12 protein-coding genes are annotated in these 14,215 nt (G+C 67.3%); 9 read left to right on the forward strand and 3 right to left on the reverse strand.

The window, feature by feature from the left end; all coding sequences use genetic code 11:
- Window positions 1-318: 318 nt before the first annotated feature.
- Window positions 319-621: a hypothetical protein gene (locus tag LR393_RS10805; protein WP_231483683.1), complete on the forward strand. Its 303-nt coding sequence runs from the start codon at window positions 319-321 to the stop codon at window positions 619-621.
- A gap of 19 nt (window positions 622-640) precedes the next feature.
- Here the strand turns inward: LR393_RS10805 and LR393_RS10810 are convergent, their stop codons facing one another.
- Window positions 641-1,714 (reverse strand): inositol-3-phosphate synthase, encoded by a 1,074-nt coding sequence (locus LR393_RS10810; RefSeq protein ID WP_231483685.1) that lies wholly within the window; start codon window positions 1,712-1,714, stop codon window positions 641-643.
- A gap of 19 nt (window positions 1,715-1,733) precedes the next feature.
- The gene (locus LR393_RS10815; protein ID WP_231483687.1) at window positions 1,734-2,378 is read right to left on the reverse strand and encodes a PadR family transcriptional regulator; all 645 of its coding nucleotides are present in this window, start codon (window positions 2,376-2,378) and stop codon (window positions 1,734-1,736) included.
- A 374-nt stretch (window positions 2,379-2,752) separates the two neighbouring features.
- Here LR393_RS10815 and LR393_RS10820 point away from each other — a divergent pair, with 374 nt between their 5' ends.
- The 7 genes from LR393_RS10820 to LR393_RS10850 all read left to right on the forward strand — a co-directional run bounded on the left by LR393_RS10820 (window position 2,753) and on the right by LR393_RS10850 (window position 9,639).
- Window positions 2,753-5,830, forward strand: coding sequence for a transglycosylase domain-containing protein (locus LR393_RS10820; protein ID WP_231483689.1), 3,078 nt, complete (start codon window positions 2,753-2,755; stop codon window positions 5,828-5,830).
- Window positions 5,827-7,554, forward strand: coding sequence for a hypothetical protein (locus tag LR393_RS10825; RefSeq protein WP_231483691.1), 1,728 nt, complete (start codon window positions 5,827-5,829; stop codon window positions 7,552-7,554). The genes LR393_RS10820 and LR393_RS10825 overlap by 4 nt, the downstream gene beginning before the upstream one ends.
- An 80-nt stretch (window positions 7,555-7,634) precedes the next feature.
- Window positions 7,635-7,925 (forward strand): 30S ribosomal protein S6, encoded by a 291-nt coding sequence (rpsF, locus tag LR393_RS10830; RefSeq protein ID WP_231483693.1) that lies wholly within the window; start codon window positions 7,635-7,637, stop codon window positions 7,923-7,925.
- A gap of 73 nt (window positions 7,926-7,998) precedes the next feature.
- A complete protein-coding gene (locus LR393_RS10835; RefSeq protein WP_231483695.1) occupies window positions 7,999-8,568 on the forward strand; it encodes a single-stranded DNA-binding protein in 570 nt (189 codons plus the stop codon).
- Between the two features lie 64 nt (window positions 8,569-8,632).
- Window positions 8,633-8,869, forward strand: a complete 237-nt coding sequence (gene rpsR, locus LR393_RS10840) for a 30S ribosomal protein S18 (protein WP_052528300.1) — start codon at window positions 8,633-8,635, stop codon at window positions 8,867-8,869.
- A 17-nt stretch (window positions 8,870-8,886) separates the two neighbouring features.
- Window positions 8,887-9,336: a 50S ribosomal protein L9 gene (gene rplI, locus LR393_RS10845; protein ID WP_231483696.1), complete on the forward strand. Its 450-nt coding sequence runs from the start codon at window positions 8,887-8,889 to the stop codon at window positions 9,334-9,336.
- Between the two features lie 99 nt (window positions 9,337-9,435).
- The gene (locus LR393_RS10850) at window positions 9,436-9,639 is read left to right on the forward strand and encodes a hypothetical protein (RefSeq protein WP_231483698.1); all 204 of its coding nucleotides are present in this window, start codon (window positions 9,436-9,438) and stop codon (window positions 9,637-9,639) included.
- 7 nt (window positions 9,640-9,646) lie between these two features.
- On the opposite strand, the gene LR393_RS10855 is transcribed toward LR393_RS10850, so the two are convergent.
- Complete coding sequence (locus LR393_RS10855; protein WP_231483700.1) at window positions 9,647-11,002, reverse strand: MATE family efflux transporter; 1,356 nt, start codon at window positions 11,000-11,002, stop codon at window positions 9,647-9,649.
- Window positions 11,003-11,440: 438 nt separating this feature from the next.
- Here LR393_RS10855 and dnaB point away from each other — a divergent pair, with 438 nt between their 5' ends.
- Window positions 11,441-14,029 (forward strand): replicative DNA helicase, encoded by a 2,589-nt coding sequence (dnaB, locus tag LR393_RS10860; protein ID WP_231483702.1) that lies wholly within the window; start codon window positions 11,441-11,443, stop codon window positions 14,027-14,029.
- Window positions 14,030-14,215 lie beyond the last annotated feature (186 nt).

Genomic DNA, 14,215 nt, shown 5'->3' on the forward strand with positions numbered 1-14,215 from the left:
AGACCGTCGATGGCATCCCTTTCGACAGACGGCCGACCGCACGCAGAACCTCGGGGATCCGGTTCGGGCCGGCGAGGTTCCGCACCGACCCGGCCGCCTCGTCCACTGCTGTGCCGACAGCGGTGACGAGCCACGGGCGCTGCGACGAACCCGTCCGCCAGCAGCAGGTCGGGCAGCTCGTCCTATCGGGAAAGGCCCGCGAACCCGACCTAGCCCCGCTGGTGAGGTGCCCCTTCGGGCATTTTGCCGGACCTGGGCGTCCTCAGTTTTACGTTGTCACTGGAGGGGATTCCGATGGACGTTGTGTGGTTGTTTCTGATGAGTGCGCCACTGACGGTGCTTCTCGCGATCTGTGGCGGCCTGCTGCGCGCGTTCCGCGGGCAGCTACCGGGGTGGTACTTCCCGGTCGGGCTGGTGGTGTGTCTGGTGATCCTGATCTGGGCGGAGATCTGGGTCCGGGAGAACACGGACGGGGGTCTGGACGCGATTCCGGCCCTGATCGTCGAGGTCAACGTCGTGCTTGCGGCGGCTGCCCTGATCCTGGCCTGGGTGGTGTGGAAGGTCCGGGCGGTGCGCAAAACCCAGGAGCCGGACAGCGCGAACGCTGCCCGGCTCCGGTAGGACGGTGGTGCTGTGAGGATCAGGCCTCGCCGCGGATGAACTTCTCCACGTCTTCCTTGGCCTGGTTGTCCTCGACCTGGACCGGCGGGGACTTCATGAAGTAAGCCGAGGCGGAGACGACGGGGCCACCCACGCCGCGGTCCTTGGCGATCTTCGCGGCGCGCAGGGCGTCGATGATCACACCGGCCGAGTTCGGGGAGTCCCAGACCTCGAGCTTGTACTCCAGGTTCAGGGGCACGTTGCCGAACGCACGGCCCTCGAGGCGCACGTACGCCCACTTGCGGTCGTCCAGCCACTGCACGTAGTCGCTCGGGCCGATGTGCACGTTGCGGGCGCCGAGGTCGTGCTCGATGTTGCTGGTGACGGCCTGCGTCTTGGAGATCTTCTTGGACTCGAGACGGTCGCGCTCGAGCATGTTCTTGAAGTCCATGTTGCCGCCGACGTTCAGCTGGTACGTGCGGTCGAGTACGACACCACGGTCTTCGAACAGCTTCGCCATCACGCGGTGGGTGATGGTGGCGCCGACCTGGCTCTTGATGTCGTCACCGACGATCGGCACACCGGCGTCGATGAACTTCTGCGCCCACTCGGGGTCGGAGGCGATGAACACCGGCAGGGCGTTGACGAACGCGACGTTCGCGTCGATCGAGGCCTGCGCGTAGAACTTGTCGGCCTCTTCCGAACCCACCGGCAGGTAGCTGACCAGGACGTCGACCTTGCGCTCCTTGAGCACCTCGACGATGTCGACCGGGGTCTCGTCGGACTCCTCGATGGTCTCGCGGTAGTACTTGCCCAGACCGTCGAGCGTGTGGCCACGCTGCACGGTGACGCCGGTCGGCGCCACGTCGGCGATCTTGATGGTGTTGTTCTCGCTCGAGTTGATCGCATCCGCGAGGTCGAAACCGACCTTCTTGGCGTCCACGTCGAACGCGGCGACGAACTCGATGTCGCTGACGTGGTAGTCGCCGAACTGGACGTGCATCAGGCCGGGGACGGTGCCCTGCGGGTCAGCATCGGCGTAGAAGTTGACGCCCTGCACGAGTGAGGACGCGCAGTTACCTACACCGACGATGGCAACGCGGATGGAGCCCATGCGTTTCTCCTTCTGGGTTCTAACGGGATTCGTGATCGGGACCGGGCGCCGGGGCGGGGAGTGGCGGACGGTCACCGTCGTGTGGGGGGTGGGTCATGTTGCTCGCCCGCTCGGTGTCGATGAGCTCCGAGAGCCATCGCACCTCGCGGTCCACGGACTCCAGGCCGTGCCGCTGCAGTTCGAGCGTGTACTGCTCGGCGCGTTCCCGGCTGCGGTGCATCGACTGCCGGTAGCCCTCGCGCCGCTCTTCCAGACGGCTTCGCCTGCCCTCCAGGATCTGCAGCCGGGTGCCGGCGTCGGTCCTGGCGAAGAAGGCGAAGTGGACGTCGAAGCGCTCGTCTTCCCAGGCTGCGGGGCCGGGGTGGCTGACGAGCGACTGGAAGCGCTCTTTGCCCTCTGCGGTGAGCTCGTAGACGATCTTGGCCCGCCGGCCGGCCAGAGGGGAGGCCGGGGTGGCAGTGCCGGCTTCGTTGCCGGCTCCTGCTTCGTGGATCCACCCGGCGGCCAGAAGCGACTTCAGGCACGGGTACAACGTGCCGTAGGACAGCGCCCGGAACGGGCCGAGGAGGGCGTTGAGCCGCTTGCGCAGCTCGTAGCCGTGGAGCCCGGACTCCTGGAGCAGGCCGAGGACGGCCAGCTCCAGAACGTCGCTACGACGACCCATGCCCGGCACCTCCTCTTCCTGTCTCTGGTCGATCTCATCGGGCTTCGAGGGGACCCGGATATACGGACTGCAGTTGCTGCGTTACATCGAAGCAATGTATCGGAGCGATATATCCAAGGTTCGACTTGAAGATACGACGCCGTGAACGCGAGGACAAGGCCGGGTAGCTCACAGTTGGCGCGTTACTCGTCTCAATCCCGTCTCTTTGGTAACTCGGCGTTAAACCTGGCCCAGCGCGACGTCACTCATAGCCGGACCCCTTACGCTCACTACCGGCGGATTTGGGAACATGTGGGGAGTCGCCGCACACTGGACCGAGCCGTCAAACGGACGAATGCCTCAGGGCGCACGGAAACAGGAGGGCATCGGCCATCGTGGAACGTCCTTCTGGTCCATCCCGTCGTCGCCCAGGTGGGCCCGACGGAGACCCGAACGCTCGCGACGGCCTGGGTGGCCGCCGCCTGGACGCGCAGCAGCCGGGCCAGCCCGGCGTCGGTGGCGGGCAGCGTCCCGCCGCACAGCCCGGTCTGGGGGGACGCCGGCTGAACGCCCAGCAGGGGCAGTCTCGACCCGGACTCGGCGGGCACCGCAACAGCGGTGGTCAGGGTCCGGCTACTTCCGGTGACCAGGGTCGCCAGCAGCCGCCGCCGTCACGCGCGGAACTGCGGCGCGCGCAGCAGGCTCAGGCCCAGCAACAAGCCCCTCAGTCTCCGCAGGCTCCTCAGCAGCCGTCGAGGCCCGCGCAGCCTTCCCGCGAACGTCCCCGCCAGAACCGGCCCGACCCGGGATACGCGCAGGATTCGGGATATGCGCAGGATTCGGGATATGCCGAGAACCGCAGTGCTCCGGTCGCTCCTGGTTCTTACCAGCGTGACCCCTACCAGCGTGACGAGCCGATGCGGCCGACCGCTGATCCGCGCGAACGTCCGCGGAGTTCGCGGTCGGCCGAACGGCCCACGGCCCGCCCGGCTACTCCCGGTTCCGACCCGTATTCCGCTCCCTCCTCCTTCGACCACCAGGATGCTCACACCGTCGCCTACGGCGCGTCGCCGTACGACGAGCTGGGTGGTCCGGCACAGTCGCCCGACGGAATGTCACGAGGCCGACGGACGCAGAACCGTCTGCGGGACAGTCGCGCCGGTCAGCTGTTGGCCAACACTGGTGCGCTGAGCCTTTTCGGCAGCCAGGAGGATGAGCAGCTGGACAGGACCGGTGCGCCCTCGCGTGGCTCCCGCACGTCCCGTTCACGTGCCGGTGGGGGTGGCGCCGGTCTGCCCCCGCAGGGTTACCACCGCTATCTCAACTACCCGCGCTGGGGTAAGCGAGGCGTCAAGCGCTGGCTGCCGTCCTGGAAGCTGGTCACCGGTACCTTCGCGTTCTTCACGCTGCTGCTGGTCGGCGTCGTGTTCTATTTCTACAACTCGGTCTCCATCCCGCCCGAAGACCCGAGCACCCTGGCACAGACCACCACGGTCTACTACGCCAACGGCAAGGACGAGATCGGCCGGCTCTCGGCGACGAACCGCCAGAGTGTGAGCATCAAAAAGGTTCCCGACTCGCTGATCCACGCCGTGCTCGCTGCGGAAGATCACTCGTTCTACGAGAACAGCGGCGTCAATTACACCTCGATCTTGCGTGCCGCCATCGCCACCGTGACCGGCGGGAACCAGCAGGGTGGTTCCACGATCAGCCAGCAGTACGTGAAGAACGTGTACAACGAGCGCGAAGTGTCGTACAAGCGGAAGATGAACGAGGCCGTGCTGGCGGTCAAGATCAACCGCAAACTCGACAAAGACGTCATCCTCGAGCGCTACCTCAACACCATTTACTGGGGTCGTGGCGCCTGGGGTGTGCAGGCCGCCTCGAAGACCTACTTCAACAAAGACGTCTCCAAGCTCGACGAGTCCGAGAGCGCCTTCCTCGCCGGCATCATCAACGCCCCGCGTCTCGCCGACCCGACGGACGGCGACCCGCTGCACAAGGAACGCGCCAACCGCCGCTGGGGTGTCGTGCTCGACGCGATGGTCACCCAGAACTGGCTCGACGCCACCAAGCGCGCGGAGCTGAAGTTCCCGAAGGTCGTCAAGCAGAAGACGACCACCTCTGGCACCGGTCAGGCCGCCTACCTCATGGAAATGGTGAGGAACGAGGCCCAGGACGCCGGTATTGACGAGCAGGACCTCAGCACCGGCGGATACCAGATCACCACCACGTTCAACAAGCGCCTGGTCAATGCCGGCGACAAGGCCGTGAAGAGGTGGACCAAGGACGCGCCCAAGGGCCTACGCGTCGGCATGGCCTCGATCAACCCGAAAACCGGTGGCGTGCTTGCCATCTACGGCGGCACGGGGATCGACAAGCAGCTGAACCAGGCCACCAAGGACCGCGCCCAGGCCGCCTCCACCTTCAAGCCGTTCACTTTGATCTCGGCGCTGGAAGACGGCGTCAGCCTGGAATCGACGTACAACGGCAACAGCCCCCGCGTCATTCGGGTCGGCACCAAGGAGATCAAGAACGACAGCGGCGTCAGCTACGGCTGGATCAACCTGATCAAGGCGACGGCCAGCTCGGTCAACACCGTCTACGTCGACCTGAACAACCAGATCGGCCCGGAGAAGACCAAGAACGCGGCGATCGCCGCCGGCATCCCGAAAGACACGCCTGACCTCGGCTCCAACCTGGTCAACGTGCTCGGTACCGCCAGCGTGCACCCCATCGACCTGGCCAACGCCTACGCCACCTTCGCGGCACAGGGTGTGCACCGGCAGTGGCACACGATCAGCAAGATCACCAGGACCCAGTACCCCGATTACAAGTACGTAGTGCCCTCGGACGTCGTCAAGGGCGACAAGGTCTTCGAAGAGGACAAGGTCGCCGACCTGACCTACGCGATGGAGCAGGTCGTCCAGCAGGGTTCGGGCGTCTACGCCAAGGCCCTCAACCGTCCTGTAGCCGGCAAGACAGGTACATCGACCGGTAGCAAGTCGGCCTGGTTCGCCGGGTTCACCCCCCAGGTGGCTACGGTCGTCGGTCTGCACCAGGTCAAGAAAGACGGAAAGAGCCTGGGCGAGCTCCAGGGCTTCGGCGGGTTCTCCACCATCTACGGTGGTTCCATCCCGGTACGGATCTGGACCGACTACATGACCGCCGCGCTCGCCGGTAAAGAGGTCGTCGACTTCGCGAAGCCGCCGCACGGTGGTGAAATTGTCAGCTCCTCGCCGACGCCGACGGTCACCGTGCCCCCGACCCCGACCGAGACCCCGACGGAAACACCGACCGAGCAGCCGACCGAGCAGCCCACCCGGCCGTCTCAGCCGACGTTCACTCAGGGTCCGACGGCCCAGCCGACAGAGACAACCACCCCGCCCGTCACCTCGACCACGGACACGCTTCCGACGTTCCCGGGCCAGGGCGACGACGATGACGACGACGGGAACAACGGGTTCGGATGAGCGGCAGACGGGTCCGGCAGCCCAGTGTGAGACCGGGCTCGCCCCGCTGGTCACAGACACCGGCAGACATCGATGACGGTGAGGGCGTCTACGCGCCCTCCCGTCTCGACCCCCTGGTGCGCTCGGCCAGTCCCGTCATCGGCGGGCCGGCCGGGCGCCGCCTCGCCTCGGCCGGTGGGTTCTGGCGCGCCGGCACCGTACTCGTGGTGCTCTCGGCCGTGGTGTTCGGGCTCGGCATCGTGCAGAAACAGCACTGCCGCGCCAACGGCTGGAGCTCACCCGACCAGTTCTGGCACGCCTGCTACAGCGACATCCCGGTCGTCTACGCCAGCTCCGGCCTCGGCGGCGCCGACCGTCTCGGCCTGAGCGCATCCCTCGGACCCGCCGGTGGTCTCGGCCAGTCACCGCTCGCCGGGCTGATGATGTGGGTCACCTCCGGCCTCATCGACGGCGACGCCGCGGGCGCCAACCGCAGCTTCTTCGACCTCACCGCGCTCCTGCTCGCCGCCTTCCTGGCGGTCGCGGTGGCAGCCACCGCCTTCACCCTGGGCCGCCGCGGCTGGGACGCATCCCACCTAGCCCTCAGCCCGGTCATCGTCACCGCCGGCCTGATCTCTTACCAGCTCCTGGCCGTCGCCCTGGTCGCGATCGCCCTCTTCGCCCTGTCCCGCAGCCGGGCCCTGGCCGGAGGAATCCTGCTCGGCCTGGGCATCGCCGCGGCCCCCCAGGTCGCGGTCATCGGCCTGGTCGTCGCCGTACTCGCACTCTGGCGATCGCACTCCTACGACCCCGAGTCCGAACTCGACTCCGACGAGGCGGTCATCGAGGCCGGCCGCGACCCCCGCGCACTGGCGGGCGTGTCCTTCGCCGGCAGCGCCGTGATCACCTGGCTCGTGGTGCGGGTACTGCTGCTGCCCGGTGCCACCGGCGAACTCGGAACGGCCTGGGACTCCTGGCGCCACGGTTCGCCCGGGTACGGCTCGCTCTGGCTGGTGCCGCAACTGCTGGGCGCGTCCGAGCCGGACCCGGCCTCGTCGTGGGGCGGCCGTGCCGCGCAGCTGTTCTTCGGCTGGCTCTTCAGCGCCGATGCGCTCAGTGGCACCGCGACCTCGGCACTCGTCGCGATCGCGATGATCGCCGCGGCCGCGCTGCTGCTGCGCCTCACCGTGGCCCGGGTGGCACCGCTGGCCCCGATCCGAACGGCGCGAACCGAGGACGACGACCAGACCGCCACCGGCCCGCGCTCGTCCACCCCCTCGTCCACCATGGCCGACTGGGTGGTCCGGCGCGTCGCGCCGACCTCGCTCGCGGCCCTCGCGTTCTTGCTGGTGATCTCGAAATCCCTGCCGGCCCAGGCATCCCTGCTTCTGTTGCCGTTGATCGCCCTGACCGGCCTGCGCTGGCGCGACCACCTGATCTGGGCCGGCACCGAGGCCGTCTACTTCGTCGGGATCTGGCTCTACATCGCCGCCGAGACCACGTCCAACCGCGGGTTGCCGGCGCAGTTCTACCTGATCATGCTGCTGGCCCGGCTGGCCGGCATCACCTGGGTGGGCATCCAGGGCATCCTCGTCTACCGCGGATCGCAGGCCGTGGACGAGACATTCCGCGACCAGGCGGTGCCCACCGGCAGCATCGGTATCGAGGAGATTTCATCTCCAGGCCTTGACGAAGGTACGCTTCGAGGCGATCGAGAAGCTGGGACTCCCCACTCCCTGGGGTGAAGCAGTTTCCGACGACGCGCAAGACCCCTCCTGTCACGGAGAGACCGTGACCGCTTAGACCGAAGGAGGTGGGTGTTCGCATGCGTCAGTACGAACTGATGATCATTCTCGACCCTGAGCTGGAAGAGCGGACCGTCGCGCCCTCGCTCGACAAGTTCCTCGGCGTCATCCGTAAGGGTGGCGGCACCGTCGAGAAGGTCGACATCTGGGGCCGTCGCCGGCTCGCGTACGAGATTCAGAAGAAGGCCGAAGGCATCTACGCGCTGGTCGACATGACCACGACGCCTGCCGACGCCAAGGAGCTCGACCGCCAGCTCAACCTCAACGAGTCGGTGCTGCGGACGAAGCTGATCCGCCCCGGCGCTCGCTGATCTCCTCACCGCTGTCCGGCCGTAGCGCCGTCGGCATCCCCACCAGTAACCAGCAGGACCGGAGAGAAACCGTATGGCCGGCGACACGACGCTCACGCTGATCGGCAACCTCACCAACGACCCCGAACTGCGTTTCACCCCGTCCGGGGCGGCGGTGGCCAACTTCACCGTGGCCTCGACCCCCCGCGCGTTCGACCGTCAGTCGAACGAGTGGAAAGACGGCGAGACGCTGTTCATGCGCTGCTCGGTGTGGCGAGAGGCGGCGGAGAACGTCGCTGAATCGCTGACCCGGGGTTCTCGCGTGATCGTCACCGGGCGGCTGAAGAGCCGCACGTACGACACCCGCGAGGGCGAGAAGCGCACGGTCGTCGAGCTCGAGGTCGAAGAACTCGGCCCGTCGCTGCGATACGCCACTGCCAAGGTCGCCAAGACTCAGCGCAGTGGTGGCGGTGGTGGTGGCGGCTTCGGCGGTAACGGTGGTGGTGGCGGCTACTCCGGTGGCAACAGCGGCGGTGGCGGTGGTGGCTACTCCGGTGGTGGCGGCGGAAACTCCTCCGCTCCGGCCGACGACCCGTGGGCCACGGGTCCGGCGTCCGGTGGCGGCGGCGGTTTCGGCGGCAGCCAGGAAGAGCCCCCCTTCTGATCATTCCGCCGGCCGGGCTCAGGCCCGACCGGCGCACCCACTCGTGCAGTAAGGAGTAACCACGATGGCAAAGCCTCCCGTGCGCAAGCCGAAGAAGAAGCAGAACCCCCTGAAGGCCGCCAAGATCACGGTGGTCGACTACAAGGACACCGCTCTGCTGCGGAAGTTCATCTCCGACCGGGGCAAGATCCGTGCCCGTCGGGTCACCGGTGTCACGGTGCAGCAGCAGCGTGAGATCGCCAAGGCCGTCAAGAACGCGCGGGAGATGGCCCTGCTGCCGTACTCCAGCTCGGCTCGCTGAGTAGAGGAGAAGCGACGATGAAGCTCATCCTCACGCAGGAAGTCTCCGGCCTGGGTACCCCGGGCGACGTGGTCGAGGTCAAGGACGGCTACGGCCGTAACTTCCTCGTACCCCGTGGCCTGGCCACGTCCTGGAGCAAGGGTGGCGAGAAGCAGGTTTCCGCCATCCGTAAGGCCCGCAAGACCCGTGAGATCGCCACTCTCGAAGAGGCGAACTCGGTCAAGGCCAAGCTCGAGTCGAAGCCGGTCCGCCTCGCGGTCCGCGCCGGTGCCTCGGGTCGTCTGTTCGGTGCGATCACCCCGTCCGACGTCGCCGCGGCGATCGTCGAGGCGCAGGGTCCGCAGGTCGACCGCCGCAAGGTGGAGATCCCGTCGGCCATCAAGACCACGGGTGAGCACATCGCCCGGGTCCGGCTGCACCCCGACGTTCAGGCCAAGGTGACGCTGAAGGTTGTCGCCGAGGGCTGAGCAGTACCTCGTTCACGAAACCCGGTTCCCGCTCTGCGGGAGCCGGGTTTCGCGCATTGGCACTTTGGTCGTCCGCCGTCACCGGCGAGAATGTTTCCTATGAGTAACGCAGTACGACCCTCGTTCGGGCGCCGCATGTACATGGCTCTGTTCCAGATCATGGGCCCCGCCGACGTGAAGCCGGTGGGCAGCCCCGCGGCGCACAACCCGCACGACCCGACCATCCCGGCCGGCTACCACCTGGAGACCTTCACCCAGCCCGACGGGGTGAAGAAGCGGATCATGGTGCCGGACTCCGAGTAAGTCGGAGTTATCGATAAGCGCCGGTGACCAGCCACTGGTCACCTCGCTCGCGCCGCCGCAGCACCACCGCGCGCACCACCATCCAGCCGCCGGCGAAGGCCACCCAGAGCCACACCAGGCCGGCCTTGCCGTCCGGGCCCCAGAGTCCGATCGCGATCGCCGCCGGTGCGTACAGAGCGGTCTGGAGCACGGCCGCGTAGGCCAGGAATCGTCCGTCCCCGGCCCCGATCAGCACGCCGTCGAGCACGAACACGTATCCGGCGACCGGCTGGGTGAGGGCCGCCACGATCAGGGCCCCGGTGAGGGCACGGCGGACCTCGGGATCGTCGCTGAACAGCGGTCCGAGCACCCCGGCGCAGAGCAGCAGCACGCCCGCGAACACCACTCCCGCGCCGATGCCCCAGCGCACCATCCGCTGGGTCGCCTCCCGCACGCCGGCCACGTCGCCCCGGCCCAGTGCGGTCCCGGTCAGCGCCTGACCGGCGATGGCCAGCGCGTCCAGGCCCAGCGCGAGCAGGTTCCAGACATTCAGCGCCACCTGGTGAGCGGCCAGTGAGGGAGCCCCGAAACCGGCGGCCACAGCGGTGGTCAGGAGCAGCAGCAGGCGCATGGCCATGGTGCGGATGAGCAGAGGGACGCCGGTGCGGCCGGCCAGCCTCACACCGGCCAGGTGGGGCTTCAGGGAGACACCCGCGCGGCGGGCGTCGCCCACCACGTAACCGGTCGCGGCGATGGCCATGCCGCACTGGCTGATGGTCGTGCCGATCGCGGAGCCGGCGATGCCCCAGCCCACCCCGTGCACCAGCAGCAGGTTGAGCACGGCGTTCAGCAGGGCGCCGCTGACCGCTATCCACAGGGTCACCCGGGTGTTCTGCAGGCCCCGCAGCACGCCGACCAGGGCCAGCACGATGAGCATGGCCGGTACCCCGGGCAGGGCCCAGCGCAGGTAGGTGATGGCGGCCTCGCGCACGCCGGGCTCGGCTCCGGCCGCCCCGACCAGGTCCACCGCGTAGGGCGCCACGGCGTAGCCCAGGAGCGCCACACAGACGCCGATCCCCGCCGCCAGCCAGGCCGCATCCATCCCGATGGCAATGGCCCTGGTGCGGTCACCCGCGCCCATCAGCCGGGCGACGCTGCTGGTGGTGCCGTAGGCGAGGAAGACGAAGATGTAGACGGCCGTGGTCAGGATGCCGCCGGCGATGCCCAGACCCGCCAGCTCCGTGGTGCCCAGGCGGCCGACGATGGCCGAGTCGACGAGCAGGAACAGCGGTTCGGCGATCAGTGCGCCCAGCGCGGGCAGCGCCAGGGCCAGGATCTGCCGGTCGGTGTTGCTCCGGCCGGGGTTACTACTCAGCCGGATCACCTCGTTGTCTCGCTCTTGTCTCGTCGTGGACGACTCTCACGTCACAGTGTGCCCGACCCGGTGCCGCTGTTCCGGAATGTACCGATTTTCGTTCGGTTTCGGCTGCGAGGGGCAGTTGTGAGGTTTTTGGTGACGGTGAGGTGACGATGCACTGAATAGGCCAGAGCTTTTTGGCATCCACAGCCCGTGGACAGATCCTTGGCCGGTCAGAGGCCTGTGAGACCTATCTCGCCCACCGGTTTTCCCCACTGTTATCCACAACCTGTGCACAAACCCCGGGCTTTGTTAACCACTTATCCACAGGCAGAGCCGAGTTGTGCACCGATCCGGGCACCCCCTGTGGAGAGTGGCGTTGAACGCCTGCCCGGCGACCCGTATTTTTCAGGGGCCTGCTCACCCGTCGAGTCGGTCGCAGAGCAACAGCTGGGAAGAGGTTCGATGTCACTCGCCGATCTGTCCGTGTCGCCGTCCGATTCGGGCGGTGGGTCGGACCTGGGTCGCACGCCACCGCAAGACGTGGCGGCCGAGCAGAGCGTGCTCGGCGGCATGATGCTGTCGAAAGACGCGATCGCCGACGTCGTCGAGGAGCTGCAGGGCACCGACTTCTACCGCCCGGCCAACGAGCTGGTGTACGACGCGATCCTCGACCTCTACGGCCGCGGTGAGCCCGCCGACGCCGTCACGGTCGCGGCCGAGCTGACCAAGCGCGGCGAGCTGGCCAAGATCGGCGGCCCGGCCTACATCCACACCCTGATCTCGTCGGTGCCCACGGCCGCGAACGCCGGGTACTACGCCCGCATCGTGCGTGAGCGGGCCGTGCTGCGCCGCCTGGTCGACGCCGGCACCCGCATCGTCCAGCTCGGCTACAACGGTGCCGACGGCCGCGGAGGCGGTGACGTCGAGGAGATCGTGAACTCGGCGCAGGCCGAGATCTACAAGGTCAGCGAGCAGCGCACCAGCGAGGACTACCACGCCCTCTCCGAGGTGATCGAGGGCGCGATCGACGAGATCGAGGCCTCCAGCCACCGCGGCGACGGCCTGACCGGCGTCCCCACCGGCTTCGTCGACCTCGATGCTCTCACCAACGGCCTGCACCCGGGCCAGATGATCATCATCGCCGCCCGCCCGGCCATGGGTAAGGCCCTGGCCCTCGACACCCCTCTGCCCACGCCCGACGGCTGGACCACGATGGGCTCGGTCCGGGTCGGCGACGTGCTGATGGGTGCCGACGGCCGCCCCACCCGGGTCGTCAACGCCACCGACATCATGGTCGGCCGGCCCTGTTACGAGGTCGAGTTCTCCGACGGCACCGTGATCGTGGCCGACGCTGAGCACCAGTGGCTCACCGACACCCGGGCCTCCCGCCGCGCCGCCCAGCCACAGGCCGAGGTCCGCACCACCGAGCAGATCGCGGCCACTCTGCGCTGCGCCACGGCAGATGCTCGCCTGAACCACAGCGTCCGCAATGCACAGGCGCTGGCCCTGCCCGAAAAAGACCTCCTGGTGCCGCCGTACACGCTGGGCGCCTGGCTCGGCGACGGTACGAGTGCCACGTCCCAGATCACCTCGGCCGACCCGGGCATCGTGATCCGGCTGGAAGACGACGGTCTGGAGGTCGTCCCCAGCAACAGCGCTGAGCTGCGTTACTCGCTGAAGCTCCCGATCCCGGCGGTTCCCGACCGTGAGTGCGTGGTCTGCGGCGTCACGTTCACGCCCAAGGCAGCGGTCGTGCGCACCTGCGGCCAGTCGTGCGGCGGTCGGGCGAAAGCAGTCACCGCCCCGGTGCCGCCGGCTGCGTGCCTGGACTGCGGTCGCGAGATCACCGGCTTCGGGCGCTGCCAGTCCTGCCACGACATCTACGGCACGGTCACGGGCCGTCTGCGCACCATCGGCGTGCTGGGGAACAAGCACATTCCGCGCAGCTACCTGCGGGCGTCCGAGGCCCAGCGGCGTGATCTGCTGGCCGGGCTGCTCGACACCGACGGCACCGTGCACTCCACGGGCGCCATCCAGTTCGCGGTGACCAACGAACGCCTCGCGCTCGATGTGCAGGAGCTCGTGCTCAGCCTCGGCTACCGCTGCACGATCATGCGGAAGGCGGTGAAGGGCCGCAGCGAGGCGAGTTCCGTCGCCTACACGCTGAACTTCACCACCGACGACCGGGTGTTCAACCTCGAGCGCAAGCACCTGCTGCACAAAGACCGGCTGAACCGCCGCTTCCAGCGCCGTGACTCGCGATTCATCACGGCGGTGCGGCCGATCCGGAGCGTTCCGGTGCGCTGCGTCGAGGTGGACAACGACAGCCACCTGTACCTGGCCGGGCGCACCATGATCCCGACCCACAACTCCACCTTCGGCCTGGACATCCTCCGCTCGGCCGCCATCCATCACCGCATGACCTCGGTCATGTTCAGCCTCGAAATGGGGCGCAACGAGATCACCATGCGCCTGCTCTCCGCCGAGGCGCGCATCCCGCTGCAGAACATGCGTAAGGGCACCATGCGGGAGGAAGACTGGACCCGCCTGGCCAAGACGATGGGCGATATCAGCGACGCGCCCCTGTTCATCGACGACAGCCCGAACATGTCGCTGATGGAGATCCGGGCCAAGTGCCGCCGGCTGAAGCAGCGGCACGACCTCAAGCTCGTCGTGATCGACTATCTCCAGCTGATGACGAGCGGTAAGCGCGTCGAGAGCCGCCAGCAGGAAGTCTCCGAGTTCTCCCGGGCCATCAAGCTCCTCGCCAAGGAGCTGCAGCTGCCGGTGATCGCGCTGAGCCAGCTGAACCGTGGTCCCGAACAGCGCACCGACAAGAAGCCGGCCATGTCCGACCTTCGCGAATCCGGTTCTATCGAACAGGACGCGGATATGGTCATCCTTCTCCATCGAGAAGACGCGTACGAGAAGGAATCTCCGCGCGCCGGCGAGGCCGACTTCATCGTGGCCAAGCACCGTAACGGCCCCACCGACACGATCACGGTGGCTTTCCAGGGTCACTACTCGCGTTTTGTGGACATGGCTCAGTGATGCCCTATTGCTATGGCCCTAATAAAACAAAACCACACAAACAGTTGGCTGCGGTAAGATTTGCTCGTGCCTACGGTCTCGGCTGATGCAGACGAACTCGCTGTTCTTTTGAACTGGAAGAAGCGTGATGATTCGTTCATTCTGATCGACTGGAGGCTGAAGCTGTTGTGTATGCCTCATTGGGTG

Origin of the sequence: Kineosporia mesophila, assembly GCF_021129235.1 — a bacterium.
In the GTDB taxonomy this organism is placed as follows: domain Bacteria; phylum Actinomycetota; class Actinomycetes; order Actinomycetales; family Kineosporiaceae; genus Kineosporia; species Kineosporia mesophila.

Excerpts from the sequence above, each read along its gene's own strand:
- LR393_RS10810 (WP_231483685.1), bottom strand. The coding sequence starts at position 1,714 with ATGGGCTCCATCCGCGTTGCCATCGTCGGTGTAGGTAACTGCGCGTCC.
- LR393_RS10825 (WP_231483691.1), top strand. The coding sequence starts at position 5,827 with ATGAGCGGCAGACGGGTCCGGCAGCCCAGTGTGAGACCGGGCTCGCCC.
- LR393_RS10805 (WP_231483683.1), top strand. The coding sequence starts at position 319 with ATGAGTGCGCCACTGACGGTGCTTCTCGCGATCTGTGGCGGCCTGCTG.
- dnaB (WP_231483702.1), top strand. The coding sequence starts at position 11,441 with ATGTCACTCGCCGATCTGTCCGTGTCGCCGTCCGATTCGGGCGGTGGG.
- rpsF (WP_231483693.1), top strand. The coding sequence starts at position 7,635 with ATGCGTCAGTACGAACTGATGATCATTCTCGACCCTGAGCTGGAAGAG.
- LR393_RS10815 (WP_231483687.1), bottom strand. The coding sequence starts at position 2,378 with ATGGGTCGTCGTAGCGACGTTCTGGAGCTGGCCGTCCTCGGCCTGCTC.
- rpsR (WP_052528300.1), top strand. The coding sequence starts at position 8,633 with ATGGCAAAGCCTCCCGTGCGCAAGCCGAAGAAGAAGCAGAACCCCCTG.
- LR393_RS10835 (WP_231483695.1), top strand. The coding sequence starts at position 7,999 with ATGGCCGGCGACACGACGCTCACGCTGATCGGCAACCTCACCAACGAC.
- LR393_RS10850 (WP_231483698.1), top strand. The coding sequence starts at position 9,436 with ATGAGTAACGCAGTACGACCCTCGTTCGGGCGCCGCATGTACATGGCT.
- rplI (WP_231483696.1), top strand. The coding sequence starts at position 8,887 with ATGAAGCTCATCCTCACGCAGGAAGTCTCCGGCCTGGGTACCCCGGGC.